This window comes from Hymenobacter terrenus (genome assembly GCF_000972495.1).
GTDB classification, from domain to species: domain Bacteria; phylum Bacteroidota; class Bacteroidia; order Cytophagales; family Hymenobacteraceae; genus Hymenobacter; species Hymenobacter terrenus.
On the sequence record NZ_LATM01000001.1, the window covers coordinates 52,056 to 75,488 of the forward strand.

Consider the following 23,433-nt stretch of genomic DNA (forward strand, 5'->3'; position numbering starts at 1 on the left):
GCAAAGATATGGCAGCGCAACGCAAAATGACAGAATGGCAGAGCTTGTTGACGAAGAAAGAATCACATTTTCCGCCTTGCCAACGAGGCGACGCGGCCGTGCAGCGGAGGCTGAGGAATGGCAGCGAGTGATTCGGCAGCGTTTCGTTCCGGCCTCGTTCGACGACGCAAGCCCCGGCCAGGCCTGCGGCCCGAATATGCCTTCCTCAGTTGAGGAAGGGAGTTGCTCCTGCAATCAAGCTTGCTGAATAACGGTTCCCAGTACTTCTAATAAGGCTTTGGCTTTGAGCAAGCACTCCGCATATTCCCGCTCGGGGTCAGAGTCGTAGGTGATGGCGGAGCCAACCTGAAAGCTGAGGTAGCCAGTGTCTTGCCGGTACTGGAGCGAGCGGATGACGACGTTGAATTCGAATTCGCCGTCGGGCCATACGTAGCCGATGCTGCCGCTGTAGAGGCCACGCCGGGTATTTTCGTAGTGCTCAATGAGCTGCATGGCCCTGATTTTAGGGGCGCCGGTCATCGAGCCCATCGGGAAGGTGGCGCGCAGCACGTCCTCCAGGTTGGCGTCGGGGCGTAGGTCGGCTTCTACGGTGGAAATCATTTGCCAGAGGTGGCGGAAAGGGTAGAGGCCGAACAGTTCGGGCACGCGCACGGTGCCGGTTTGGGCCACGCGGGCCAGGTCGTTGCGCACGAGGTCCACAATCATCAGGTTTTCAGCGCGCTCTTTTTCGTCGTGCAATAGGGTTTGCCGCTGCTGCTCGTCTTCGGCGAGTGTGGTGCCGCGCCGGATGGTGCCCTTGATGGGCTGGGAAATAATGCGCGGGGCGCGGTGGGCTAAAAACCGCTCGGGGGAGGCGCACAGCAGAAAGTGGTCGTGCCAGCGAATGAAGCCCGCAAACGGAGCAGGCGAAGTTTCCATCAGCCGCCAAAAAACGTCTGCGGGGGCCAGCGTAACGTTTTCGGCATAAAATTCCTGGCACAGATTAAGTTCGTAGACTTCTCCATTCAAAATATCTTCGCGAATGGCTTCCACGGCGCGCAAATAATCGGCCTTCGCTAGCCGGGGCCGCAACAGGGGCACTTGCAGGGTGGGTCCGGCCGGCACCGTCTGCGCCAGAATTTGAGTTAATATGTCCGCTGTTTGCCCATGAATTTCTACCGCGTCGGCGCGCCATAAAAGCCAGGTCTGAGGCGTGAAGAAATGCAGCTGGGGCCAGGCAAATCCAGTGAAGTTCTGGCTGGTCAGAGCTTCAATGTCGTTTTTGGTATCGTAGGTGATAAAGCCACAGCGCGGCCTAGGTGCGGGGGCTGGCTGGGCTAGTGCCCGTAGTTCGGCCAGCGAGCCAGCGGCAGTAGCTGCCTCCGTAGCCACGGCCAGCACGTGGTCGAAGGGGCCATGGGGATAAGCCAGCCCATTCGGTTCAAAGTAAGCACAGTGCAAAAAAGCGGCGGCCCAAGCCAGCGCCCGCCTGCGAAAATCAGCCGGCAAGTCCGAGAGGGGAAGAATAATGCAGGAAGCAGTGGATGGAGTGGACACGGATTAATAAGCATGCCGCGTCAGAAAAGGCACGGCCATGGTGGTAACAGGTAATGCGTTGAATTGGTCTTACCTCAGTTCGCGCAGAGCTAGGTTGGCTTTAGCATCGGTGCTATTTTTGTACTCGTGCCAGGGGTAATTCAGGGCTTTTTCGAAATAAAACCGCGCCTGCACCTTATTGCCCACCGACTGGGCTATATACCCTTGTTGCAAGGCGGCCTGGGGAGCATAATAATAGGGCGCCTTAGGGCCCGCTACGGTCTGCGTGCGCTCGAAGTAAAACCAGGCCGAATCGAGCTGGCCCAGCCCCTGGTAGGCGCGGGCGCGGCGGTAGGGCTCCTCAATCCGGTCGCGCCACAGCGTAGTGGGCAGCACGCGGAAGTTGTGGAGCGTGGCCAGCGCCTCCTGGTTGTAGCCGCCATCGGACTGCAGACGGGCGCGGGTGAGGACGGGATGAAGACCCTGGGCCTCCTGGTAATAATGCTGGGCGTAGCTGTCTTCCTCCACGTCAGCAGGGCCGGGGAGATTGATTTGTGCGCGGTAGCGGGCCACCGCAGCGGTGGACTGTCCGCCCAGCCATGCCGCCAGGTAAAGCTTGAAAGCCGCATCCTTCCGGTAGTGCTGGCCCTTAAACTCGCGCAAAAACGTCAGGTTCTCCCGCTCCGAAGCCGCATAATCACCCCGATAAAGTAGTAGGTCGGCCGCCATGTGGTGCAGATAGGCGATGGGCAGATAGCCGGGGCCGGTAGGCCGGGCACGGTAAGCGGCCAACGCGGCCTCGCCCCGATGCTGGCGCTTATTGAGGCTCACAAGTAAGTAAGCAAATAGCAGATTATCAGGATGCTGAGTGGCCAGGCGCTCGGCCAAGCGGAGGGCTTCCTCGGGCTGCTTGTAGTAGCTTTCCCGAATCATGGCCAGGTAAATCTGACTTTCGGTTTGGAAATCGTGCGGCTGCGCGGCGGCCACGGCCAGGTTTTTCAAGCCAGTGTCGGCGTTGGCGGTCAGGCCCAGCAGGCGCAGGAGCCAGTGGTAGCCCTGCGGCAACGACCCTACCGCGAACTGACAGACACCTAAAGTCTTACGAGCCGGAGTAAAGGTTGGATAATGCCGTACCACATCCTGCATCTGGTGGTAGCCGCTGCGCAGATGGTACCCCCCTATGACTATGTGCTTAAACAGCATCTGGCTTAACCCCAGATGCAGCGTGATTTCGGCGCGGGCGTAATCGCGCATCGCGCTGGCAGGCGCTTTATCCAGGGTGGCCAAGCGGGCCTCCTGGCTGGCTTCTAAGGTCTCGTAGCGGTCGGCATCCTGAGTGACGAGGAGCTCGACAAAATCGGCGGTGTTGGCGACTAGCAGAGGAGCCGGCGCTGCTGGTGTGCTGACCAGCTCGGGCCTCAGCAGGTCGCGAGCGGGGCCGATGCGGAGCTTCAGAACCTCCGCATAAGCTCGGCGGCTATTAGCGGTGAGGGCTTGAGGTTTTTCGCTGCTGGTTTCTTGCTGAGTAGGCGCGGTGGGTGCCTGATGGGCCGCGCTGGTTGGCAAAGGCAATAGCGCCCCGGCCAAAGCCTCTACCATCAGCAGCACGACAAGCCGGGCATTGATTCGAAAAACAGCAACGTCGCTGAAGCAATAGAACATGGCAAGGGCAACAAAAAAGGAACGGCTATACCGTTCCTTTTTCAGTTAACAAGCAGAGGCTGAATATTATGCCGTGCGGACTTCTACATCGGCCAGAATACGGCCGCAGTGCTCACACACAATGATTTTCTTGTGCGAAATAATGTCGGCTTGGCGCTGGGGTGGTACCGTGTTGAAGCAGCCGCCACAGGCGTCGCGGCGCACCAGCACCACGGCCAAGCCGTTGCGCACGTTGCCACGGATGCGAGTGTAGGCCGTCAGCAGGCGCTCTTCCACCGGTTTGGTGGCTTCCTCGCGCTGAGTCATGATGGCGCGCTCTTCTTCCTCGTTTTCGGAAACGATGGTTTCCAACTCGCCTTTTTTGGTGTCGAGGTCTTTGCGGCGCTCCTCCAATTTTTGCTTTGTACCGCTGATTTCGGCGTTTTTCACGTCAATCTGGTACTGGGCTTCTTTGATTTTCTTGTCGGCAATCTGGATTTCCAAGCGCTGAAGCTCAATTTCCTTGGCAATGGCTTCGAACTCGCGGTTGTTGCGGACGTTCTGCTGCTGCTCGTCGTACTTCTTAATGAGCGACTCGGCGTCTTTGCTGGCCTGCTTGCGGCTCTTGATAAAGTCGTTCAGACCCTGAATCTCTTCGTCAAATTTCTTAACGCGCACTTCGTAGCCAGCAATTTCATCTTCCAAATCCCGAACCTCTTCGGGCAAATCGCCGCGTACGCGCCGGATTTCATCGAGCTGCGAGTCGAGGTGCTGCAAGGTGAGCAGGGCTTCGAGCTTGGCGGCTACGGGAACGTCGGCGGGAGCCACGGCGGCACTTTTAGCAGTCATATTGAACAGGGTTCGTAGGGGTTTCGGCGATTAAGACCGCAAAAGTACGTTCAAATCCGGCCGTTAGCAAATCCCGAAACACTTCACCGGTGAACTGTTCACTCTCGAAATGGCCTACGTCGCAAAGCATGAGCTGCCCCTCGGCTCCAAAAAACTCGTGGTATTTCACATCTCCGGTTACGTAAGCATCGGCCCCCGCCGCCCGCGCCGCCCCGATGAGAAAGGCGCCGGCTCCCCCGCAAATGGCCACAGTACGGATTTCTTTTTCAAACGGTGTGTGGCGCACCACGGGCACCAACAGCTGCGCCTTGAGCAGGGCACGAAAGGCAGCGGGTGTCAGGGCGGCGGGCAATTCACCTACCAAGCCGGCGCCCACCTCTTGGTGCGTGTTTTCGAGTTTAATCAGCTCATAGGCGACCTCCTCGTACGGGTGCGCGGCGCGCAAGGCCCGCAGCACGGCCGCCTGCCGGTGCAGGGGAAGCAGCACTTCCAATCGCAGCTCAGGCACCGCTTCGGGCTGATTTTGAGCCCCAATAGCTGGTTGGGTGCCTGCGCCTGGCGTAAAGGTGCCAGTGCCTGAAGTTTGAAAACTGCACTCCGAATACTGGCCCACCTGGCCGGCTCCGGCCGCGTAGAGCGCGGCTAGCACGCGGCCGGCCACGTCGGCTTGCTGGTCTTCGGGCCGATGCGGCACGTAGGTAATGAGGCGGCCCAGGATGCCGCTCTGCGGGGCCAGCACGCGGGTTTTGGTCAGGCTCAGCTTCTCAGCCAGCTTGTCGTTGACGCCGCCGCGTACGTTGTCGAGGTTGGTATGAGCGGCGTAGATGGTCACATCATTTTTGAGCGCCGCAATGATGGTTTGCTCCACCTCATTGGCACCAGTGAGCCGCTTAAGGGGCCGAAAAATAACCGGGTGGTGGCACACGACCACGTTGCAGCCGCGCCGCAGCGCTTCGGCTACTACGGCGGGCGTGCAATCGAGGGCAATCAAGACGCCTTTGATTTCGGCGTGCGGGTCGCCGCACTGCAGGCCAGCATTGTCGTAGCTTTCTTGGTAGGCGAGGGGCGCGGCGGCCTCTAGCAGGCGGGCCAGGTCTTGAACGGTGGGCATGTTTTCAATTAACAGTTATCAGTAACACGGCACAAAGGAAAGCAGTACAGCTAGTTGATGAATAAGTCAAACTTGGTTTTTCCGCCTGATGCCTAATATTGTGTTATTATAATTTAATATTTAATTATTTAACTGTAAAGAGGCTGCCCAGCGTTTCTACGTAGACGGCTACGTTGGCATCCAAGTCGCGGCGGTGGTACTGCATGAGGTAGCGCGGATGGTCGAGGACAATGATTCTTTTGAACAAGCCCAATTCGTCGTTTAAACGATTGAGAAAAGTGCCGTTGCGTTTGCCCAGACTCACGGCAACGTCGGTGCGTAGGCCCAGTGCCTGCACCTGCTGGCGGAGGGATAATTGCATGTCCGGCCACAGGGCTTTAATAAGCACCGGGGAATCGTAGTAGTTGTAGTTAAGCTTATTGTGTAAAAGCACAAGCGGGTAGATGGACCCCAAATAAAAGTGCTGATAAAAAACGGTAGGGCCGCCCAAGGCAGCCACCACCTGATACACAAACTGGGTAGACAGTTCGGGCCGCTGCTGCGGCAACTCGTGGGCTATGCCGCAAAACTCACGGAGCGCGCCTGGGTCGGTGAAGGCTACTCCGGTGCGGCCCATGCCCAGGCGGCCAGGGTTGATTCCCAGCACCGCGACCCTAGGATTATTATCAGCATAGTACTTGGCGCCAAATTTTTTCAGCAACTGGTAAACCAGCGGCTCTCGAAATGGGCTATAGGCCTCCACGTCATTGGGCAAGGACTGGGGCAGCGGAAAGCCCGAAAGAAACTGCGACAGCTGATCAGCAACATGCTTCATAGGCTTTAGTCTAAAGAAACCAGGAGTACCAAATTGGTGGTAACAACTATGCAGTGGAGCTCTTTATGAGAAGCTAGCGCTCAAAACGTACGGTGAAAAACACATTCCGTCCGGCGGCGCTTACCCCCGATGCAAAGACTCGGTAGTTGGTGTCGAGAATGTTTTCAATTCCGGCTTGTAATGCCCACTGGCGGGTGAATTGAAAGCTGGTGCGCAGGTTGAGGGTAGACCAACCCGGCGCGCCGTCAGGTGTGGCCTGAGGCAGGTTGTCTTCGCCAGTGGGGCTATAATCTGCGAGGCGCTTGCGGCCATTGAACAGCACTGATCCTTCGGCCATTAATTTTTGGTGCTGAAAGGTGAGCGCTGCCCGCCCAAATAAGGGCGAAATGTGGTCAAGTGGCACATTGGCCGTTAGGTCGCGCCCTTGGGTGTAGGTCAGGGCGCCATCCAGGCGCAGGTGGGCCGGCAGCAGGACCTGGGTGCGGGCCGACAGTCCTCTTACTCGGGCCCGGCCGGTATTGACGGTGGCCACGGTAGAGAAGGTTTGGCCGTTGTACACAACGGTGGTGCTGCCATCAGGTGCTGCAAAGGGGCGCACCACCAGCGCATCGAGCAGAGTGGTGTAAAAGCCGGTGACGCCAATTAGCAATCGGTCAGCAACGGTTTCGGAAACTTCGGCTTCGTAGTTAACAACCCGCTCGGGCTTCAGCCCTGTGTTGGGGATGATAAGCGCACCGTTGTTTTGTTCGAAAGTTTTGTTGAGGTCGTCCATGTTGGGGGCCCGGAAGCCTGTGGCCACCAGCCCGCTTAGGCGGAAACCCGCTGGAAGCATGGCAACCAGACCCAGGTTGCCATCGAGCGAGGCCGATTGCTGCGACACGCGGTTGAATGGCACGGCAAAAAAACGCTGGTCAAACTCCGCATTGACACGCACCCGGCTGTAGCGCAGCCCATCGGAGAGAATAAGTACATCGGTAATCTCCCAGCGGTGGGCGGCGTACACCCCGGTGGTGGCATAGGTAGAGCCGTCAGGATAGCGAGTGGCGATGGGAGCGGTGGCCCCGGTCGCCACGTTCACGGCCTTCCCAATGCTGCGCACTCGGTTGTTGGTTAGTTCGGCGCCGTAGCGGAGCTCGTGTTTGCCAATGGTTTTGAGTAAATCCAGATTGGCGCTAAGCACCCTGACTTTTTCGATGTTTTCCTGCCGGCTGTCCCGGCCAAAGTCGCGCACCAGCCGGCTTTCCTCTACGGCTTGCACCGCGGGCGTTAGCCGCAGCTGGTCATATAAGCTCGACCCCTGGGTAAGCTCTAACTGATAGCTGCCCAGAAACCGTTTTTGCGGGCCATATTCCCACTCAGCGTAGCGCAGGGCTCCGTTGCGGTAGGTTTGCAACCGGTCGAACCGAGGCACGTGGGAGGTAGTGGAGTAGTGTAGGTTGAGTAAATGACGTTGGGCTGCTTGCGGCTGAAAAAGGACTTTCTGAACCACGTCGAGCTGCTGGTAGCCCGTGAATTTCTGGCGGTGCAGGTCGCGGTTGGGCACTACTACGTCGCGGCTGTTCTGCCGCTCTACGTATTCACGCACCTCACCAAAGCCCGGATATTTATCCAGTCCGTTGCGGCCCTTGCGCAGGTCATCAAAGTCGGTGGCGGTGAGGCTGGTGAAGGTGGCCCAGCGGCGCCAGCCCAGCGCAAAATCGGTATGGGCAGTTCTCTCGCGGGCCGCGGTGCTGTAGCGCAGCAGGTTGGTAGCATACACGCGGCGGCCGGTGCTATCGGCTAGTCGAGGGCTTTTGGTGTAGAGGCTAATGACGCCGCCCAGGGCATCGGACCCATAGGGCACGGCGCCAGCTCCATTCAGGATTTCAGCCCGGGCCAGGGAGTTCGCGTCGACGCTGAGAATGTTTTGCAGGTGGCCGGCGCGGTAAATGGCGTTATTTAACCGCACACCGTCCACTACCAACAGGATTTTATTAGCCTCGAAACCGCGCAACACCGGCGAGCCGCCGCCGAGTTGGGATTTCTGCACAAATACCCAGCCTGTGTTCTGCAGCGCATCAGCCATAGTAGCTGGGTTCTGCAGTCTGATTTGGCGGACCGAAAGCACATCAATCTGCTGCGGGATGTCGGCTTTACGCTCCTGGGCCCGGTTAGCCGATACCACAATTTCGTTCAGCCCGAACGTTCGGCTGGAGTCAGGTGTGGGCCGTTGTGCCCACGCACTCAGGCTAACTGAAGCCAACGAAAAGGATAGTAGTAGATGCCGCATTGAGAATTGTCTGGAAAAGGATAGCAGACGCATCGATAGCAGAAACCAATGGCTTGTCCTAAAAATAAGGTCCCGGGGAGGACCGGTTCGTGCCGCCTGAAGTTGTAAAATTATTGGTTTCAAATTCCCTGGCTTTTCCCTACTACAGCCAACGAGCTTTACGGTCTGGAAAGCATGGTTTGCACCTGCGAATGCGAACCTGTAAGAGGCAGTGTAATAGCTACGGCGCCCGGCCCCAGGCTTACGCGACTTAGCAATGGGTATAACCCACGGCCGTGCCGGTGATGAGCCATATATTGGAAGCCATCAAAAAGTAGCAGAAAGCCCCCCTGGAGTAGCAGCGACTGGCCGTAGCCCCGCCAGCGGTCCGATGAGCCCGAAGCGGTGGGATTACGGCCTTTTTCGAGCAAATACAGGCCAGTGGCCATGTAGGCTACATCGAGGCCGGCGTTGAAGAGGTACAGGTTTTCGGTGCGAAGCTGGTGGCGCACGTTGCCGGCACGGTCGGCCACGGGCTGACGCGCGGCGCGCCGGGCAGCCAGATATCCGGTGCCGGCCAATACCAAATTCACCGCGCCCCAGCCGAGGTTCATTTGGTGAAGATAGTGGGCAGAGCCCTCCGTTTGGCTGGTGGCAATGCCGCTGACCAGCAGATTACTCACCGCCCAGCCACCTAGTACGGTCAGGCCGCGCTGGTCGAGGCGAGTGCGCCCATCCGCAAAATGTGCCAGGGAAGCCGTGGCAATGAGAGCGGTTTGGCGCGAGGAATCGGCGGCTGGTTGCGCCAGTAGGGGCCGCAAGAAGGGTGGAAGGAGCAGGCAGGCAAGCAGGAGCAGAAGGCGCATGGCAGCTATTAGTAAAAAGATGGGAAGACGGCAAGCAACCGTTTCGGCGCTGCTTTGTGTAGCGGGGCAGCCTGGGCCGTACTTTTACGGCCCGTTGCTTCGGCAATTTGCCCACGTATGCCGTCAGTATTGGCTTTTCTGTTGTTGCCGTTTGCCTGGTTGTACGCTGGGGTGCTGGCCGTTCGCAACTGGCTGTATGAAGCGGGCTGGAAAAAATCCGTAGCCTTTGCGGTCCCCCTCATCAACGTGGGCAACCTGCGGGTGGGCGGCACCGGCAAAACGCCCCACGTGATTTGGCTGTTGGAGGAACTACTGCGCCAGGGCCACCGTCCGGCGGTGCTGAGCCGGGGCTACGGCCGCCGCACCCGGGGCCCCCGCCTGACTAACTCCACTGATTCGGCGGCGACCGTGGGCGACGAGCCGTGGCAGTATTTCCAGCAGTTTGCCTCGCAAAACGTGCCGGTGGCCGTGGCCGAAGCGCGCCGTCTGGGGATAGAACTGCTATTGCGGGCGCACCCCAAAACAACGGTCATCGTGCTCGATGACGCCTACCAGCACCGCGCCGTCCGGCCCGCCCTGAACTTGTTGCTGACGGAGTGGGCCCGACCCTTCTACCAGGACCTGGTGCTGCCCGCTGGCCGCCTCCGCGAAAGCCGGAGCGGTGCCCGCCGGGCCGATATAATCATTGTGACTAAATGCCCGCCGGACTTGGACGAAGCATCACAAATAGCTATTGAGCAACGCATCAGGCACTACGGCCGGGCCAATGTGCTGGTGCTTTTCTCCGCTTACGCTTACAGTCAGCCAAAAGCCTTCGCGCCAGAAATAGCATTGTCCGCTGCCGATTCTTCAATTACCTCCTCCGTTGAACCCGCCCGCAGTCCGGCATTGTTGCTCACGGGAATTGCGCAGCCCGGCCCGCTACGGGAATACCTCGAAAGCCAGGGTTACTTGATTCAGCATCACGCAGCTTTTCCCGACCATCACGCCTTTCAGGCGACCGATTTGGTGGCCCTACGGGCACATTGGCAGCCAAGCTGGGCTATTTTTACGACCGAAAAGGACGCCACTCGCCTGCAAAGCCCCGAACTGCGGGCAGCGCTGGCTGGGCTGCCGCTCTATACCATTCCGGTGCGAGTGACGTTTCTGGGCAACGGCGGCGCAGCTTTGCGCCACTTGCTGCCCCGCGTGCTCATGCCGGGAATATGATAATACTTGACACTGCCGGTTCTGCGTAGAATCCGGCGTATTAGCTACTTGCTTGAAGGCTCTGCAACGAGGATTTTTAATGAAATGGGCGCCGCTGCGGGTGGCAGGTCTGCTGCTATTACTGGCGCTGCTGACCGCACCCGCCGCCCGGGCTCAGGTGGTCGACGACTCCACCAAAATGCTGTACGGTCCCAAAACCACGCGCGTCATCTACGAGGCTGAGGTATTGCGCGACTCCACCTCCGGCACAATGCTCGACACCACGCTCACGCGTTGGCCGCAAGCCCGGTTCTGGATGCACGACACCACGTTTCAGCAGGACCTGGGGGCGGTAGGTACGGCGTCGCGGCCCTTGCTCTACCAGCCTGATTTGCAGTTGGGTGCACGTTTTGGGCGCAACGTGTTTGATAAGTACGCCCGCAACGCCTCGACGGTGCCCTACTATGATTCGCGGTCGCCGTACTCGTTCTTTCGCTACGTCCAGTCTGGGGCGGGCGAGCAGGTGTTCGAGATTAGCTACAGCCGCAGCCTGAAAAAGAACTTCAGTATTGGGGTGGCTTACGAGCGAATTGCGTCGAACAAAATTCTGGCTACTTCGGGCTCCCGCAATGGTTTGGTGGAGCATTCCAACTTGCTGCTGTTTGGAAGATATCAGTCTGATGATGAGCGATATCATCTGCTGTTTAATATCAGCAACGTACGCCACCGGGCTGCCGAACAAGGCGGCATCCGGCCGATTACCAGCCGCATATTAGAGACTTCGGGAGACAGCATTACCATCGGTGAAACCAGGCCCCGGGACTTATTTAACTATGGGCAGCAGCAGGTATACATGACGCAGGCTGTCAACAACGAAGACCGCGACGAGGTGTACTTCACCCAAACCTACCGGCTGCTCAGCCGCGGGCTCACGGCATACCACACTTTCGATGCCAAGCGTCAGTATAACAGCTTTCTTCGCCTGAACTTTAACGGTTCGGATGCTTTATTTGAACGTAATAAAAGGCGCAATACCACTGCTACGCTCGACCGAGCCGAATACCAACAAGTTGAGAACACGCTGGGGGTATTGGGCCGCACCAAAGCAGTTGAATACCGGCTCTATAGCCGCCTGCGTAATGCAGGGCTGGTTACCCAGACACTGCTTCCTTCGCCCGCCAATACGGGCTTAAACTTGGGAAAGGCTGCTCCCCGCCGAACCTTCAACGAGGTGTTTTTGGGTGGCACGGCCGCCTTTAACTACCGTACAATTTATGCTGTCGAAACCGCAGGGGAAGCACATCCCTTCTCGGTTGGCAGTAATCAAAATGGCTTTGAATACTGGCTGCGCGCTTCTATTCGCACGGGGCCACTCTCGGCCGAAATTTTGCGCTCTTCGCAAGCTCCTACGCTGACTCAGCAACAATTCGTAGGTAATCATTATGAATGGGAGCATCTTCCGGGTACTGATAAGGCCTTTAAAAATACCACTACGAGCCAGCTAACCGGGCGTCTGCGCCTGAAATTGCCCAACCTCGGGATCCTCACCGAGCAGCGTTTCGAAGCCAGCGCCAGTGTGGTTGACATTGGTAACCTCGTGTATTACGATACCACCGCTGCACCTGCACAGGTCGAGACGGCCCGTAACTTAGTGATTGGCTTCGTGCGACATCAGGTTCGTCTGGGCCGGGTAAGGTTTGATAACCAGGCTACCTACACGTACATCAACGGCAATGAAGTTGAAGGCATTCGTATTCCTAGGCTGGTAGCTAATTCGCGGGTGTTTTACGAAAGCTATATCTTCCGCAAAGCTTTATTTAGCCAGGTCGGAGCCGAAGTGTATTTTCAATCCCGGTATAAAGCCTTCAATTACAGCCCGAGCACGCAGCAGTTCTATCAGCAAAACTATTTCACCATTCGTAATTACCCGATAGTTGACGTGTTCTTCGTTGCCGACATTAAAGCGGTATCAATATTTTTGAAGATGGCTTATATCAATCAGGGTATCTACCGCGATGGCTATTTTACCACGCCTTACTATACCGGTTATCCCCGGCGTTTTCAGTTTGGCGTGAAGTGGAATTTCTTTAATTAGAAGTCAGGCAATGAAGGAGAAAACAATTCTAAAGCTAAAGCTCAATACCGACCCGCGTTGGGTGAATATCGCGGAAAAAAATATCGAAGAAATTCTGATTGACCATGCCTGGTGCGAGCAAAAAGCAGCCAGTACTGGCATTAGCATGATTATTCACTATCCGGAGAAAACCCGCCTCGTGGACGAGCTCACCGACCTGGTAGCCGAGGAGTGGAGCCACTTCGAACGGGTGTTGCTGGAGCTGCGCAAGCGGGGTTTTCAGCTAGGCCGGCCGCGCCGCGACGACTACGTGGTGCAGTTGCTGGCTCACGTGCGCAAGGGCGGCGCCCGCGAGCGCCAGCTGATGGACCAGCTATTGGTTTCGGCCCTAATTGAGGCGCGAAGCTGCGAACGATTTAAATTATTATGGCAAAATATCGCCGACCAGGAATTAAGTAAATTCTACTACGAATTAATGGTCTCGGAAGCGGCGCATTTCGTGAGCTATGTTGACTTAGCCAAAGAATATTGCGACCCGAAAGTAGTAGAAGAACGCCTGCAGGAATTACTGCTGATTGAAGGCGAAATAGTCACCAATTTGCCGGTGCGCGACGACCGAATGCATTAGAAGACGCAACGGTATTAACTAGCAAAAAGCAGCCCGTCCTACTGCATTTGCCAAAGCTCTCTATCGTGTAAGTAAATAATTACTACTGTAGTAGAGATACTTCGGCAAGCACAGCAGGACGGACTGCTTGCTTTACCACTCAGTTGTTTTTGTTCATTACTCCACCACCGTGCCGCGCACCTCGCCAAAACCAATGCGTATTCCTTCTTTTTCGGCGTAGCCACGCATAATTACGGTGTCGCCGTCGAGTAGAAATGTGCGCTCTGAGCCATCGGCCAGGGGCACAGGGCGGGTGCCGCGCCAAGCCAGCTCCAGCATCGAGCCGAGTGAGTCTGGGGTGGGGCCGCTGATGGTGCCGGACGCGTACAGGTCGCCGACTTCGAGATTACAGCCGTTGGAGGCGTGGTGGGTCAGTTGTTGGGCCATGCTCCAGTACATGAAACCGAAGTTGGTGCGACTGATGGTGGTTTCGGGGCCTTGAGCGGGCGTGAGAGCTACTTCGAGGTGAATGTCAAAGTTGTGTGCGCCGCCGTGGGCCAGGTAAGGTAGTGGCGTGGGTTCCTGCACCGGCCCAGCGATGCGGAAGGGTTCCAGCGCGTCGAGCGTGACGACCCACGGGGCTACGCTGCTGCCAAAGTTCTTGCCCAGAAATGGCCCCAGGGGCACGTATTCCCAGCTTTGCAGGTCACGGGCGCTCCAGTCGTTGAACAGGCATAGGCCGAAAATGTGCTCTTCGGCCTGCCCGATGGGTACGGTGGAGCCGAGGGTGGTACCAGTGCCGACTACGAAGGCCATCTCCAACTCAAAATCGAGCTGGTGGCTGAGGCCGAAGGTGGGCGCGGCCTCGTCGGGCGCTTTGCGCTGGCCGTTGGGGCGCTTGATGTTGGTGCCCGACACCACGATGCTGCTGGTGCGGCCGTGGTAGCCGATGGGCAGGTGGCGCCAGTTGGGCAGCAGGGCATTGGCTGGGTCGCGGAACATGCTGCCCACGTTGGTAGCGTGCTCGATGCTACTGTAGAAATCGGTGTAGTTGGCTGGTTTCACGGGGCGCAGCATTTGCACCTCGGTTTGGCGGATGAGGCAGGCCCGCACGGCCTCTTCGTGGTCGCGCAGCTCGGAGGCATCGTGGCGCAGCAGCTCGCTCACGCGCTGGCGCACGGCCCGCCACGCCGGGCGTCCCAGTCGCAAAAAGGCGTTGAGTGAGCTGCGTCGGAATACCTTAGGCTGAGCGGCGCCAAGCTCGGTTAAGTCTTCAAAAAAGCCGTATTGGCTGGCGGCGTATAGGTCGAGGACGTAGCCGCCGATGGCCACCCCGAGGCGGGTGCCCCGCTCCTCGGTTTTGAACACGCCAAAAGGCAGGTTTTGGATGGGGAAATCGGAGCTGGGGGAAATATCAATCCAGGAGCGAAGGGTAGGCGAGTTGGGCGAGGTGGCCATGCAATGAAAATGGAGTACGGACGCAAAAGTAGGACCAGCGCTTTCTCTACGCTGTTCAGCTTGATTAGGTCGTCATTTTTGCCAACATTGCGGCCCCTTTTTTTACCACCCTGCATGATTCATCCCGACACCGAGCTGCGGTTTATCAGCCCTGAAATCGGCTTTGGCGTAGTTGCCACCAAACTCATCCCCAAAGGGACTATCACGTGGGTGTTCGATTCGCTCGACCAGATTATCACGCCGGAGACACTCGCGCAGATGGACCCACTCCAAAAAGCGTATCTGGATAAATACTGCTACCGCGACCACAACGGCGACTACGTACTCTGTGGCGACCACTCGCGGTTCGTCAATCACAGCTTCCGCTCCAGCTGCGTCAGTACCGCCTACGACTGCGAACTGGCCGTGCGCGACATTCACCCCGGCGAAGAATTAACCGACGACTATGGCTACCTCAATCCCAGCGAGCCATTCGATTGTTTGCCCGAGCCCGGCAGCTCCCGCACCCAAGTCCTGCCCGACGACTTACTGAATTTTCACGCCGACTGGGACGCACAGCTGCTAGACGCCTTCGCACGGTTCAATGCCGTGGAGCAGCCACTATTGCAGCTCCTGGCTCCCGTGCACCGCACCCAGGTCTTGGCCGTAGCCGCTGGCCAGGTCCCCATGGCCTCCATCCTGAATTGCTACTACCACGCTCGCGAAATCAAAACTGATGAACCCGCGACCAGCCGGATTCCATAAGGATTGCAGCCTCACCTAGTTCTCCCTCTCCTTGAGCTTCGCGCCTTAAACAAACCGTGGCCCGCCCCGCAAGGGCGCGTCTGCTCTGTTTTAACCTACTTGGCTTCGACAGCAGTAATTTCGGGGACGGCTTTTTTTACCGTGTCCTCCAAGCCAGCGCGGGTCATTGGCGACATGGGACAAGCTCCGCAGGCGCCCTCCCATTCGAGTTGAAGCACGCCTTCGGGGGTAATATTGGCTACGCGCACGTTGCCGCCATCCGTGGCTAAATAGGGGCGTAGGGTGTCCAGAGCCGCTTCTATCCGGGGCATGAGGGGGTGCTCAAAAGCAGGAGCATTGGTGATGGTCTGTTCCACGGGCATTAAGAATTCATCTGCACGACGGCCGTTTTGGGGGCCACGTTGTTTCGAATGCTGACTTGCCGGGCCACAGCTTCGGCTAGGTCAGCAAATAGTTTACCTACTACCGAGTTCGGATCCAACACGGCGGGCTGGCCCTGGTCGCCATTTTCACGAATGCTTTGCACCAGTGGCAGCTGGCCCAGCAGCGGCACATCGTGCTGCGCGGCGAGGCGTTGGCCACCGTTCTCCCCAAAAATAAAATACTTATTATCGGGCAACTCGGCCGGCGTGAACCACGCCATATTTTCGACCACGCCCAGCACTGGCACGTTGATTTGGGGCTGGCGGAACATCTGCAAGCCCTTCTGAGCATCTGCCAAGGCCACTTTTTGCGGCGTGGTTACGATGACGGCACCGGTTACGGGTACGGTTTGCACCAATGTGAGGTGAATGTCGGAGGTACCGGGCGGCAAGTCGAGCAGCAGGTAGTCAAGCTCGCCCCAGTCCACTTCGGTAATAAACTGCTTGAGCGCTGACGAGGCCATGGGTCCGCGCCACACAATCGCGCTTTCGGCCGGCGCCAGGAAGCCGATGCTCATCAGCTTCACGCCGTATTTCTCGATGGGCTGAATCAGGTTCTTGCCATTCGGGCCCTGAAATACGTGCGGAGCCTCATTCTCAACACCAAACATGACGGGCATGCTCGGACCCGAAATATCGGCATCGACCAAGCCTACTTTGGCGCCGGTAGCGGCCAGGGCCACCGCTAGGTTGGCCGTGACAGTGCTTTTGCCCACGCCGCCTTTGCCCGAGGCAATGGCAATAATATTTTTTACGCCGGGCAGTAAGTCCCCGCGGTTATTGCGCAGGGTGGTCACCCGCGAAGTCATCGTGATTACCACGTTGGCGTCTTTGTCCACCATCGTGTGGATGGCTCGCTCGCAGGCGTCGTGGATGAGCTGCTTGAGTGGGCAGGCCGGCGTAGTAAGTACTACCGTAAAGGCGACGGTAAGCCCGTCAATCTCTATGTTCTCAATCATGTTAAGCGTCACGAGGTCCTGGCCCAGATCGGGCTCTTCCACGTAGCTCAGAGCTTTGAGAACGGCTTCTTTGGTTATAGTCATGGGGTGAGCAAAGCGCCGAAAAATGGCGGACTGCAAAGATAACTCTCGAAGCGGGGGGCAGGTTCGCCTTGTTCCTAAATTACTATTTTATAAACTAAGCAACTCTGTAACAATAAATCAGCAAATTGGCGCCATATTTACCTTCCCATGTGACGCGTCCCAATTCCTTATCTTATATTTCTTTACCGTACACTCCTCTTTTCTATGCAGAATGGTGACAAAACCCCTAGCACGAGCAACATAGAATTAGCTTGCTCTTCTAATTGCGACGATAAAATGGACCAACTGGTCGTCTTCGAATGGGTGGTGCCCGTGGCGGCTAAAGTGCCCGCGCCCCGTCAAAGTGGCGGAGTAGCCAAGCTGCTGGTGCAGCAAGCGTCTATTTCCAGCACCGTGTCTGCGAAAACGCTTATCCAACTGCGGCACAACAATACCGCCCTGGGAGCGGCGTGGTGTATCACGGCCACGTTGGCCACGCCCCAACCGTCGCGTCGGTCGCCTGTGTGCTAGCGTGGCAACCGCCGCGACGGCTTACCACTTATTGCAAAAACTTCATTTGACGTGAAGCCAGCAGGTCCTCGGGCACGCTGAGGGCTCCCGTGTGCGCGTCAATCAACCCGTTGCGCTCGTCTTCAATGTTGGTGGCCTGGGTATACACGTCGCCCGCAATGGGGCGCCGGCGCAACTCCTGCTTGAAGGCCCGGATGCTGTTTGTGCGCGCCTCGGCGTCCTGCGGCCCGCCGTAGTCGGGAAAACCGAACCCGCCCCACTCACTCACAATGAGCGGCACCTGACGCCGGTAAAAAAACGGGTCGCCAACGACCAGGGGAAACGCCGCCGTGCCTTCCATCTGGCCGCCTACCAGGCGGTCGAGCAACTCCTGCCAGCGCGCCAGGTCGGGAGTGTAGAGGTGGGCCGTGAGCAGGTCTGACTTCAGGCGGCCGGTGTGGGAAATGTGGTGCCAGCCATCGTTGTCTACCACCAAAAACTGCGGATAGGCAATCTGCATGAAGTGATAAGTATCAATGATATACTGGCGGGTTTCGGCATTGGTGGCAATGTCCTGTGCGCCCCAATCCTCGTTATACAAGCTCCAGATGATGATGGACGGATGGGTTTCGCTTAGCGTGACTAGGCGGAGCAGCTCGGCGCGGTGGTTTTCGCGGCTGCGCGGCGTGGAGCTGTGTGGGCTCGGCACTTCTACCCACAGCAGCAGGCCCAGCTCGTCGGCCAGATTGTAGATGCGCGGGTCGATACCCGCGATGTGCACCCGTACCAGATTGCAGCCCAGAGCTTTCATGGCGTGCATGTGCCGCTGCATTTCTTCCAGCGTGGCCTGGCCGGGCTGGTACAGGATGCCGTCGAGGTAGGTCGGCTGGTTGTTGAGGTACACGTAACGCCCCCGGGCTTCGATTTTGCGCAAGCCGAATAGCGTTTCAATCCGGGCCGCGTAGCCTTTGGCATCAATAAGCTGGGCCACCAGCCGGTAGCGGTTCGGGGCTTCGGGCGACCACAGTTCAGCGCCGGGTACTTCCAACACCACGCGCTGCTGCCACTGCCCGGCTTCGAGGCGCAGGGGAAAGTCGGACGTGGCCAGCGGCTCGGTTCGGTTCGGAGTTAGCGGGTCAAAAACCTGGAGGCGAACGATATAATCGCCGGCATCGTGAATACGTAGCGTCAGGTTGAAGCGCACGAGCTGGTCTTCCACCACGCTCACCACGCCCACCCGGGAGCGGAGGCGGTTGCGTTCCACCACTTCGAGCCACACGCTGCGCACGGCCCCGGTATACGTCTGGTACCAGATGCCGCCACGCTTGTACACATGTGATTCCTGCTTGCCGCGCGGCGTTTCGGCGTCCATTGTGTCGGCAATGCGCACCGTGAGCCGGTTCACGAGGTGGAGGTTCGATTCTTCCAACTCATAGGTAAAGGAGGTATATTCTCCAAAATGCACCTCTTCGCCCTCAATGGTTTTGAGCAACTGCCCATTGAGCCACACCCGCGTTTCGTAGCCGCAGGCTCCAAACGTGAGCTGAATCATGGAGCATGCCTGCGACTCATCCACTTCGGGCAGTTGAAATTCCCGCTCGTACCACACCACCACTTTGTCTTGCCAGGCGGTGCCCCCTTGCTGGCCGCGCGCCTGCGCCAAATGCTCTTCCACCGAGCCGGGCCATTGGGCTGAGTGCTCGTAAGCGTGGCCCAGGGCCCAATCGTCGCGCAGGCCAATATCCTCCACGTCGTGCGCGAAGTGCCACTGCCCGTCGAGCAACACGTGATTGTTCATGCGCAGTACGGCGCGGGGAAGGGGATTATCGAAGTCTTCGGCCGGCTCTACGTCGGGGTTGCTGGCCGAGAGGGAGTAGTTGGATTGATGCAGTTCGTCCATGCGGAGCGGTGAAAAGAAAAACAAGTCGGCCATAAAAGCCGAACCGGAAAATCTCCTAACGGTCCCCACGCCGAGAATGATGCAATATCCGGCAACTCCACTTGTTTTAGTACCAGCTTTGTCTGATTAAAGCTCTACTAGTTGAGTGGTTATTTACTGCCAATAAATTGATAATAGGGCATTAAGACTAATTACCTGGTTGATGCAGTAACCATTTAGCTCCTCGCTCCGCAGAAGAAGGAACCTGCCCGGCTAGCCCAAGGATACGGACCGCAAATTGCTCTAGTTAGGGCTCGTTGCTCTATTGCTGCGGGCTTACGTGAGTATTTTTCAATAACGGTTCAGCCTGTGCATTCGAGAAAATAAAAAGCCCCAACTAGTGTTAGTTGGGGCGCAAGTAGACAGTCGGTTTGGCTTAGGTTTTCTGCTTTTTCTTCTTAGCCGCTGGAAACAGGATGTTATTCAATATCAGGCGATAGCCAGGGGAATTAGGATGCAGGGTCAAATCGGTAGGCTCTTCGCCTACTAAGTGCTGGTAATCCTCGGGGTCGTGGCCACCATAGAACGTCCAAGTGCCTTTGCCGAGGGTGCCGTGGAGATAGCGCGCCTCGCCGGTTTGCTTGGTGTCGCCCATCACCACCACATCGGGCTTGATGAGGCTTTTGCGGAAGGCTGTGGTCTGACCCATGAAGCCGTGAATAGTTTTCTCGTGGTTCTGGCAGAGCATGGTGGGCACTGGGTCATACTTAGCCGAGAAAGTGAAGAGCGAGAAGTAGTCGTTCTGCTCGCCTAGGCCGCGCTCGCCGGGCTGCATGTCGATGTTGGAGTACTCGTACTCGTAGGGACTACGCACCAACTGGAAATTCTGAAATGCCAGACAGCGGTTAAAGTTGAGCTTGGATTGAGCAGTGGGGTCGGCTGGGTCGCCGTCGTACATACTTTCCACCATGTCGATGCCCAAGCCGGCCAGGGCAATGTCGTAGCTATCGGTGGCTGAGCACATGGCAAACAAAAAGCCGCCGCCGGCAATAAATTCCTGCATTTTGGTAGCTACAGTTCCCTTCATCTGGCTCACTTTGGCAAAGCCGTTGCGTTTGGCTGCCGCCTCGGCATCGCGCACCTGCTGTTGGTACCAGGGGTAGTTGCGGTAGCTAGCGTAAAATTTACCGTACTCGCCCGTGAAGTCTTCGTGGTGCAGGTGCAGCCAGTCATACTTTGGTAATTCGCCCCGGAGCACCTCATCGTCGTAAAGCTGGGTGTAAGGAATTTCGGCGTAGGTGAGTACCATCGTCACGGCGTCGTCCCAGGGCTGCTTGCCTTTAGGGGTGTACACCGCAATCTTGGGCACTTTTTCCAGCTTCATCACGTCCATATTGGCGTTAGGGTCAGCAATTTCCTGGAGGATGCCCGTATATTGCGCCTCGCTGATGACCTGATAGGTGACGCCGCGCACGGCCAGCTCGTTCTCGGCGCCCGCCGTGCTTTCAAATGCAAACGAGCCACCCCGGTAGTTCAGCAGCCAATCAACGGGTACTTCGCGCTGGAGCAGCCAAAAGGCTACGCCATAGGCCTTGAGACATTCTTTTTGGGTGTTATCCATTGGGATAAATACGTGGTTGGCGCGGGCCACCAGGGGGACGGCCACGCCAGGCAGGGCCACGAGCAAAAACAGCAGAAGACGCTTGAGCAGCATAGTTTTTAAGGAAAAGAAACGCATCAGACCAACGAGGTTGCTGCGTCAGTGGTTCAAGTTAAGCGCCAGCCGCCGAACTTTGGGGACCACCAGTAGTAGTGCGCAGCCTTTGCTGCGTATTCCGTCGCAACGCTGCGGGCTAGAATGATACCGCTGGCGCAGGTTATAGTACTGTTTATAGCATCGTCTAGCGACACGGCTGGGGGCAGCGACGCGTGCTATTGCCGTATTTTTAGGTTTGATTTCTCGTCACCGCCATGCCAGATTCGCCGCAACGCGGCCGACACGCGCCACACTTCCCAATTTCTTATGAGTCCTTTCGAAAACGTTCGCGAAGCCTTCCGTTCCATCCGCGCCAATTTGCTGCGCACGGTGCTTACGGCGCTTATTCTCAGCATTGGGTTATTTGCGCTGGTGGGCATTCTTACCGGCATCGACGCGATGAAAAACTCCTTATCCGAAACTTTCGCCAGCCTGGGGGCCAATTCTTTCGACATCCACGCCAAAGGCTACAGCAACCGGGGCCGACGCGGGGGCGCGCAGGCCAGGCAGTACCCGCCCGTAGATTTTCTGCAAGCCAAGCAGTATAAAAAGGCCATGGGCGACGATGCTCAGGTGGGCATCTCAGCCTTTGTTTCTGGGGCCGCCGAAATAAAGGCCGGCGGCATCAAAACCAACCCTAACATGCAGGTGGTGGCGGGCGACGAAAACTACCTGAAAATCCAAGGCTACAACCTGGCGGGCGGGCGGATTTTTTCGCAGGCCGAACTAAATAGTGGTGCCAATGTGATGGTAGTCGGCGATGAAATCCGGCTCAAGCTGTTTCCCAAGCAAAGCCCGGTGGGCAAGTACGTGTCGGCGTTGGGCCGCCGCTTTCTAATTGTGGGTCTGCTGGAGAAAAGCGGCAGCAGCATGGGTGGCGGTGGGGCCGACCGCCTAGCCCTGATGCCGCTGGAAACGGGCAACCAGATGCCCCGCCAGCGTGCGCTCACCTATGACATCAAAACGGCTACCGACCAGCAGGGCACCCTCAACTTTTTGATTGGCCAGGCTACCGGCGTCATGCGAGCCGTACGCCACGACAAACTAGGTCAGGAAGACAGTTTCGTGGTAGAAAGCAGTGAATCCCTGGCTTCCGACCTTGATGCTATTTCCGGTAAAGTCCGGGCTGGGGGTAGCGTGATGGCCTTCATTACCCTGCTTGGGGCCAGCATTGCCCTCATGAACATCATGCTGGTATCGGTGACGGAACGGACCCGCGAAATTGGTATTCGCAAGGCGTTGGGCGCTACGGCGGTTCAAATTCGCCAGCAGTTTTTGATTGAGGCTATTGTTATCTGCCTGCTAGGCGGCACTTTTGGCATCATTCTCGGCGTGCTAGGGGGCAATGGTGTGGCTAAGTTTGTGGGCTCCGGCTCCTTCCTGGTGCCCTGGGTTTGGATGATAGTCGGGCTGGTTATCTGCGTAGGAGTGGGGCTGGCCTCGGGCTATTACCCCGCCAGCAAAGCCGCCGCGCTGGACCCTATTGACTCGCTGCGCTACGAATAATAGCTACCTGTGCTGCGAATTGGCTGCCTCCTAATTCTGGCTGACCGGGTGGCGGGCTCGCCACTTAGCGGTGGCGCCGGTTGGGTGCGGCCATTGATTGAGCCTCGCGGGCTGAACGTGGTAACGTGACCACCAGCTATTGCGCTTCACCAAGATTGCCTACAGTGCAAGAGGCTGAGATAGTCGATTTCGCGGTGCCGCTAACGGCGATTGTCGGTGAACGTTGGAATGTCTGTTTGAACTTAGAATTTACGCTCAACAGCCGATATACATTTTCCTTTGTGCGGATCCATCCGTACGGCTTGCTGGCCAACGCTACTTCCAGTGGCAAGCATTGGTTGAGATATTATACATTTGCGCAACTACTCATTTGTGCAAATGGCCACCCCTGTTCCCACTACTGTCCCCATTGACCAGCGCTTTGCGCAACTCATTCAGCAGTTTGGCCTAACTAAAAATAGCTTCGCCATCTCATTGGGTAAAACTGCCAGCGTAATACAGCACCTTATTGACGGCCGCAACAAACCAGGTTACGACCTGCTGTGCAAGGTTTTTGAGATTTACCCAAATGTGTCGAGAGACTGGTTGCTGCTTGGTCGCGGTCCGATGCTCGTCAGCAGTGAGCCCGCGCCTAAAGTCCCGGCACCCGCTGCTCTTGCTACACCCGAGGCACCGCTGGAGCCCATCGATTTATCGGATGTTGAGGCGCCAACGCAGCGCCGTTCCGGGCCCGGTGTAGCGGGCTCTCGCCTCCAGCCCGCCGAAATCGCGGCCACCTTAGCCTTGGCTGCCACCGCCAACCAACCCGCTTGCGCCGCCACTGCCGCATCCGACGAAATAGCCGCCGCGCCCATCGCCGCCTCAGTGCCCGATGCTCCAGCTGCCACCGATGCTGCGGCTCCGGCCAGGCAATTGGAAATGCCTCAAGCTCCCGTCGTGCCTATTTCAGAAGCTGCAGCCTACAATCCATCGCAACCAGAAGTGCCACCGATTGCGCCCGCTCCCGCGCCGCCTGCTCCTTACGCTGCACCGCTTCCACCCCTTGCGCCAGCCGCCACACCCGCGAGTCCTTCGCCCGAAACCTACGTGGCCGCCGCCCTTCATGCCCAACACCTCCAGCACCAGTTGGCCATGGCCGAGCTACGCAACCAGCACCTGCTAGAGCAACAGCAGATGCTGCGCGAAATGCTGGCCATGGCCCGTCAAGCCATGGTCTGAGCCAC

Annotated in this window: 19 protein-coding genes; 7 read left to right on the top strand and 12 right to left on the bottom strand. The window is 57.6% G+C overall.

The features are described 5' to 3' along the window. Window positions 1-234 precede the first annotated feature (234 nt). The 7 genes from WX88_RS00280 to WX88_RS00310 all read right to left on the bottom strand — a co-directional run bounded on the left by WX88_RS00280 (window position 235) and on the right by WX88_RS00310 (window position 9,044). Window positions 235-1,536 (bottom strand): anthranilate synthase component I family protein, encoded by a 1,302-nt coding sequence (locus WX88_RS00280; RefSeq protein WP_231590587.1) that lies wholly within the window; start codon window positions 1,534-1,536, stop codon window positions 235-237. 69 nt (window positions 1,537-1,605) lie between these two features. Continuing rightward, window positions 1,606-3,177: a hypothetical protein gene (locus WX88_RS00285; protein ID WP_052732201.1), complete on the bottom strand. Its 1,572-nt coding sequence runs from the start codon at window positions 3,175-3,177 to the stop codon at window positions 1,606-1,608. A 66-nt stretch (window positions 3,178-3,243) separates the two neighbouring features. Next, window positions 3,244-4,005 (bottom strand): zinc ribbon domain-containing protein, encoded by a 762-nt coding sequence (locus tag WX88_RS00290; RefSeq protein ID WP_046242332.1) that lies wholly within the window; start codon window positions 4,003-4,005, stop codon window positions 3,244-3,246. Continuing rightward, window positions 3,995-5,116, bottom strand: a complete 1,122-nt coding sequence (locus WX88_RS00295) for a Nif3-like dinuclear metal center hexameric protein (protein ID WP_046242333.1) — start codon at window positions 5,114-5,116, stop codon at window positions 3,995-3,997. The genes WX88_RS00290 and WX88_RS00295 overlap by 11 nt, the downstream gene beginning before the upstream one ends. Before the next feature lie 124 nt (window positions 5,117-5,240). After that, the gene (locus WX88_RS00300) at window positions 5,241-5,930 is read right to left on the bottom strand and encodes a uracil-DNA glycosylase family protein (RefSeq protein WP_046242334.1); all 690 of its coding nucleotides are present in this window, start codon (window positions 5,928-5,930) and stop codon (window positions 5,241-5,243) included. Window positions 5,931-6,003: 73 nt separating this feature from the next. Then, window positions 6,004-8,172 (bottom strand): TonB-dependent receptor, encoded by a 2,169-nt coding sequence (locus tag WX88_RS00305; RefSeq protein WP_052732202.1) that lies wholly within the window; start codon window positions 8,170-8,172, stop codon window positions 6,004-6,006. A gap of 185 nt (window positions 8,173-8,357) precedes the next feature. Continuing rightward, the gene (locus WX88_RS00310) at window positions 8,358-9,044 is read right to left on the bottom strand and encodes a DUF6992 family protein (RefSeq protein ID WP_046242336.1); all 687 of its coding nucleotides are present in this window, start codon (window positions 9,042-9,044) and stop codon (window positions 8,358-8,360) included. Between the two features lie 117 nt (window positions 9,045-9,161). Here WX88_RS00310 and lpxK point away from each other — a divergent pair, with 117 nt between their 5' ends. The 3 genes from lpxK (at window position 9,162) to miaE (ending at window position 12,934) form a co-directional block, all read left to right on the top strand. Further along, the gene (gene lpxK / locus WX88_RS00315; protein ID WP_046242337.1) at window positions 9,162-10,253 is read left to right on the top strand and encodes a tetraacyldisaccharide 4'-kinase; all 1,092 of its coding nucleotides are present in this window, start codon (window positions 9,162-9,164) and stop codon (window positions 10,251-10,253) included. A gap of 79 nt (window positions 10,254-10,332) precedes the next feature. Then, window positions 10,333-12,327, top strand: a complete 1,995-nt coding sequence (locus tag WX88_RS00320; protein WP_046242338.1) for a putative porin — start codon at window positions 10,333-10,335, stop codon at window positions 12,325-12,327. Window positions 12,328-12,337: 10 nt separating this feature from the next. Further along, the gene (miaE, locus tag WX88_RS00325) at window positions 12,338-12,934 is read left to right on the top strand and encodes a tRNA-(ms[2]io[6]A)-hydroxylase (protein ID WP_046242339.1); all 597 of its coding nucleotides are present in this window, start codon (window positions 12,338-12,340) and stop codon (window positions 12,932-12,934) included. A gap of 156 nt (window positions 12,935-13,090) precedes the next feature. On the opposite strand, the gene fahA is transcribed toward miaE, so the two are convergent. Continuing rightward, window positions 13,091-14,371 carry a fumarylacetoacetase gene (fahA, locus tag WX88_RS00330; protein ID WP_046242340.1) on the bottom strand — a complete coding sequence of 427 codons (1,281 nt, stop codon included), beginning with the start codon at window positions 14,369-14,371 and terminating at the stop codon, window positions 13,091-13,093. A gap of 114 nt (window positions 14,372-14,485) precedes the next feature. Between fahA and WX88_RS00335 the strand changes: the two genes are divergently transcribed. After that, a complete protein-coding gene (locus WX88_RS00335; RefSeq protein ID WP_046242341.1) occupies window positions 14,486-15,115 on the top strand; it encodes an SET domain-containing protein in 630 nt (209 codons plus the stop codon). Window positions 15,116-15,210: 95 nt separating this feature from the next. On the opposite strand, the gene WX88_RS00340 is transcribed toward WX88_RS00335, so the two are convergent. Together WX88_RS00340 and WX88_RS00345 are read right to left on the bottom strand one after the other, a co-directional pair. Further along, window positions 15,211-15,471: a NifU family protein gene (locus WX88_RS00340; RefSeq protein ID WP_394331739.1), complete on the bottom strand. Its 261-nt coding sequence runs from the start codon at window positions 15,469-15,471 to the stop codon at window positions 15,211-15,213. Window positions 15,472-15,476: 5 nt separating this feature from the next. Then, a complete protein-coding gene (locus tag WX88_RS00345) occupies window positions 15,477-16,580 on the bottom strand; it encodes an Mrp/NBP35 family ATP-binding protein (RefSeq protein ID WP_046242343.1) in 1,104 nt (367 codons plus the stop codon). A 276-nt stretch (window positions 16,581-16,856) separates the two neighbouring features. On the opposite strand from WX88_RS00345, the gene WX88_RS00350 reads away from it, so the two are divergent. Beyond that, window positions 16,857-17,090, top strand: coding sequence for a hypothetical protein (locus WX88_RS00350; protein ID WP_156175862.1), 234 nt, complete (start codon window positions 16,857-16,859; stop codon window positions 17,088-17,090). A gap of 28 nt (window positions 17,091-17,118) precedes the next feature. Here the strand turns inward: WX88_RS00350 and WX88_RS00355 are convergent, their stop codons facing one another. Continuing rightward, the gene (locus tag WX88_RS00355) at window positions 17,119-18,969 is read right to left on the bottom strand and encodes a glycoside hydrolase family 2 protein (protein ID WP_046242999.1); all 1,851 of its coding nucleotides are present in this window, start codon (window positions 18,967-18,969) and stop codon (window positions 17,119-17,121) included. 415 nt (window positions 18,970-19,384) lie between these two features. Continuing rightward, the gene (locus WX88_RS00360; protein ID WP_046242345.1) at window positions 19,385-20,662 is read right to left on the bottom strand and encodes a hypothetical protein; all 1,278 of its coding nucleotides are present in this window, start codon (window positions 20,660-20,662) and stop codon (window positions 19,385-19,387) included. Window positions 20,663-20,971: 309 nt separating this feature from the next. Between WX88_RS00360 and WX88_RS00365 the strand changes: the two genes are divergently transcribed. Together WX88_RS00365 and WX88_RS00370 are read left to right on the top strand one after the other, a co-directional pair. Continuing rightward, entirely contained in the window at window positions 20,972-22,210 is a 1,239-nt protein-coding gene (locus tag WX88_RS00365) for an ABC transporter permease (RefSeq protein WP_046242346.1), read from the top strand. 378 nt (window positions 22,211-22,588) lie between these two features. Continuing rightward, on the top strand, window positions 22,589-23,428 hold the full coding sequence (locus tag WX88_RS00370; protein WP_156175863.1) for a helix-turn-helix transcriptional regulator: 840 nt from the start codon (window positions 22,589-22,591) through the stop codon (window positions 23,426-23,428). Window positions 23,429-23,433: the final 5 nt, after the last annotated feature.

Coding starts and splice junctions, on each gene's coding strand:
- WX88_RS00285 (WP_052732201.1), bottom strand. CDS start 3,177: ATGTTCTATTGCTTCAGCGACGTTGCTGTTTTTCGAATCAATGCCCGG.
- WX88_RS00290 (WP_046242332.1), bottom strand. CDS start 4,005: ATGACTGCTAAAAGTGCCGCCGTGGCTCCCGCCGACGTTCCCGTAGCC.
- WX88_RS00295 (WP_046242333.1), bottom strand. CDS start 5,116: ATGCCCACCGTTCAAGACCTGGCCCGCCTGCTAGAGGCCGCCGCGCCC.
- WX88_RS00300 (WP_046242334.1), bottom strand. CDS start 5,930: ATGAAGCATGTTGCTGATCAGCTGTCGCAGTTTCTTTCGGGCTTTCCG.
- WX88_RS00310 (WP_046242336.1), bottom strand. CDS start 9,044: ATGCGCCTTCTGCTCCTGCTTGCCTGCCTGCTCCTTCCACCCTTCTTG.
- lpxK (WP_046242337.1), top strand. CDS start 9,162: ATGCCGTCAGTATTGGCTTTTCTGTTGTTGCCGTTTGCCTGGTTGTAC.
- WX88_RS00320 (WP_046242338.1), top strand. CDS start 10,333: ATGAAATGGGCGCCGCTGCGGGTGGCAGGTCTGCTGCTATTACTGGCG.
- miaE (WP_046242339.1), top strand. CDS start 12,338: ATGAAGGAGAAAACAATTCTAAAGCTAAAGCTCAATACCGACCCGCGT.
- fahA (WP_046242340.1), bottom strand. CDS start 14,371: ATGGCCACCTCGCCCAACTCGCCTACCCTTCGCTCCTGGATTGATATT.
- WX88_RS00335 (WP_046242341.1), top strand. CDS start 14,486: ATGATTCATCCCGACACCGAGCTGCGGTTTATCAGCCCTGAAATCGGC.
- WX88_RS00345 (WP_046242343.1), bottom strand. CDS start 16,580: ATGACTATAACCAAAGAAGCCGTTCTCAAAGCTCTGAGCTACGTGGAA.
- WX88_RS00350 (WP_156175862.1), top strand. CDS start 16,857: ATGGACCAACTGGTCGTCTTCGAATGGGTGGTGCCCGTGGCGGCTAAA.
- WX88_RS00355 (WP_046242999.1), bottom strand. CDS start 18,969: ATGGACGAACTGCATCAATCCAACTACTCCCTCTCGGCCAGCAACCCC.
- WX88_RS00360 (WP_046242345.1), bottom strand. CDS start 20,662: ATGCTGCTCAAGCGTCTTCTGCTGTTTTTGCTCGTGGCCCTGCCTGGC.
- WX88_RS00365 (WP_046242346.1), top strand. CDS start 20,972: ATGAGTCCTTTCGAAAACGTTCGCGAAGCCTTCCGTTCCATCCGCGCC.
- WX88_RS00370 (WP_156175863.1), top strand. CDS start 22,589: ATGGCCACCCCTGTTCCCACTACTGTCCCCATTGACCAGCGCTTTGCG.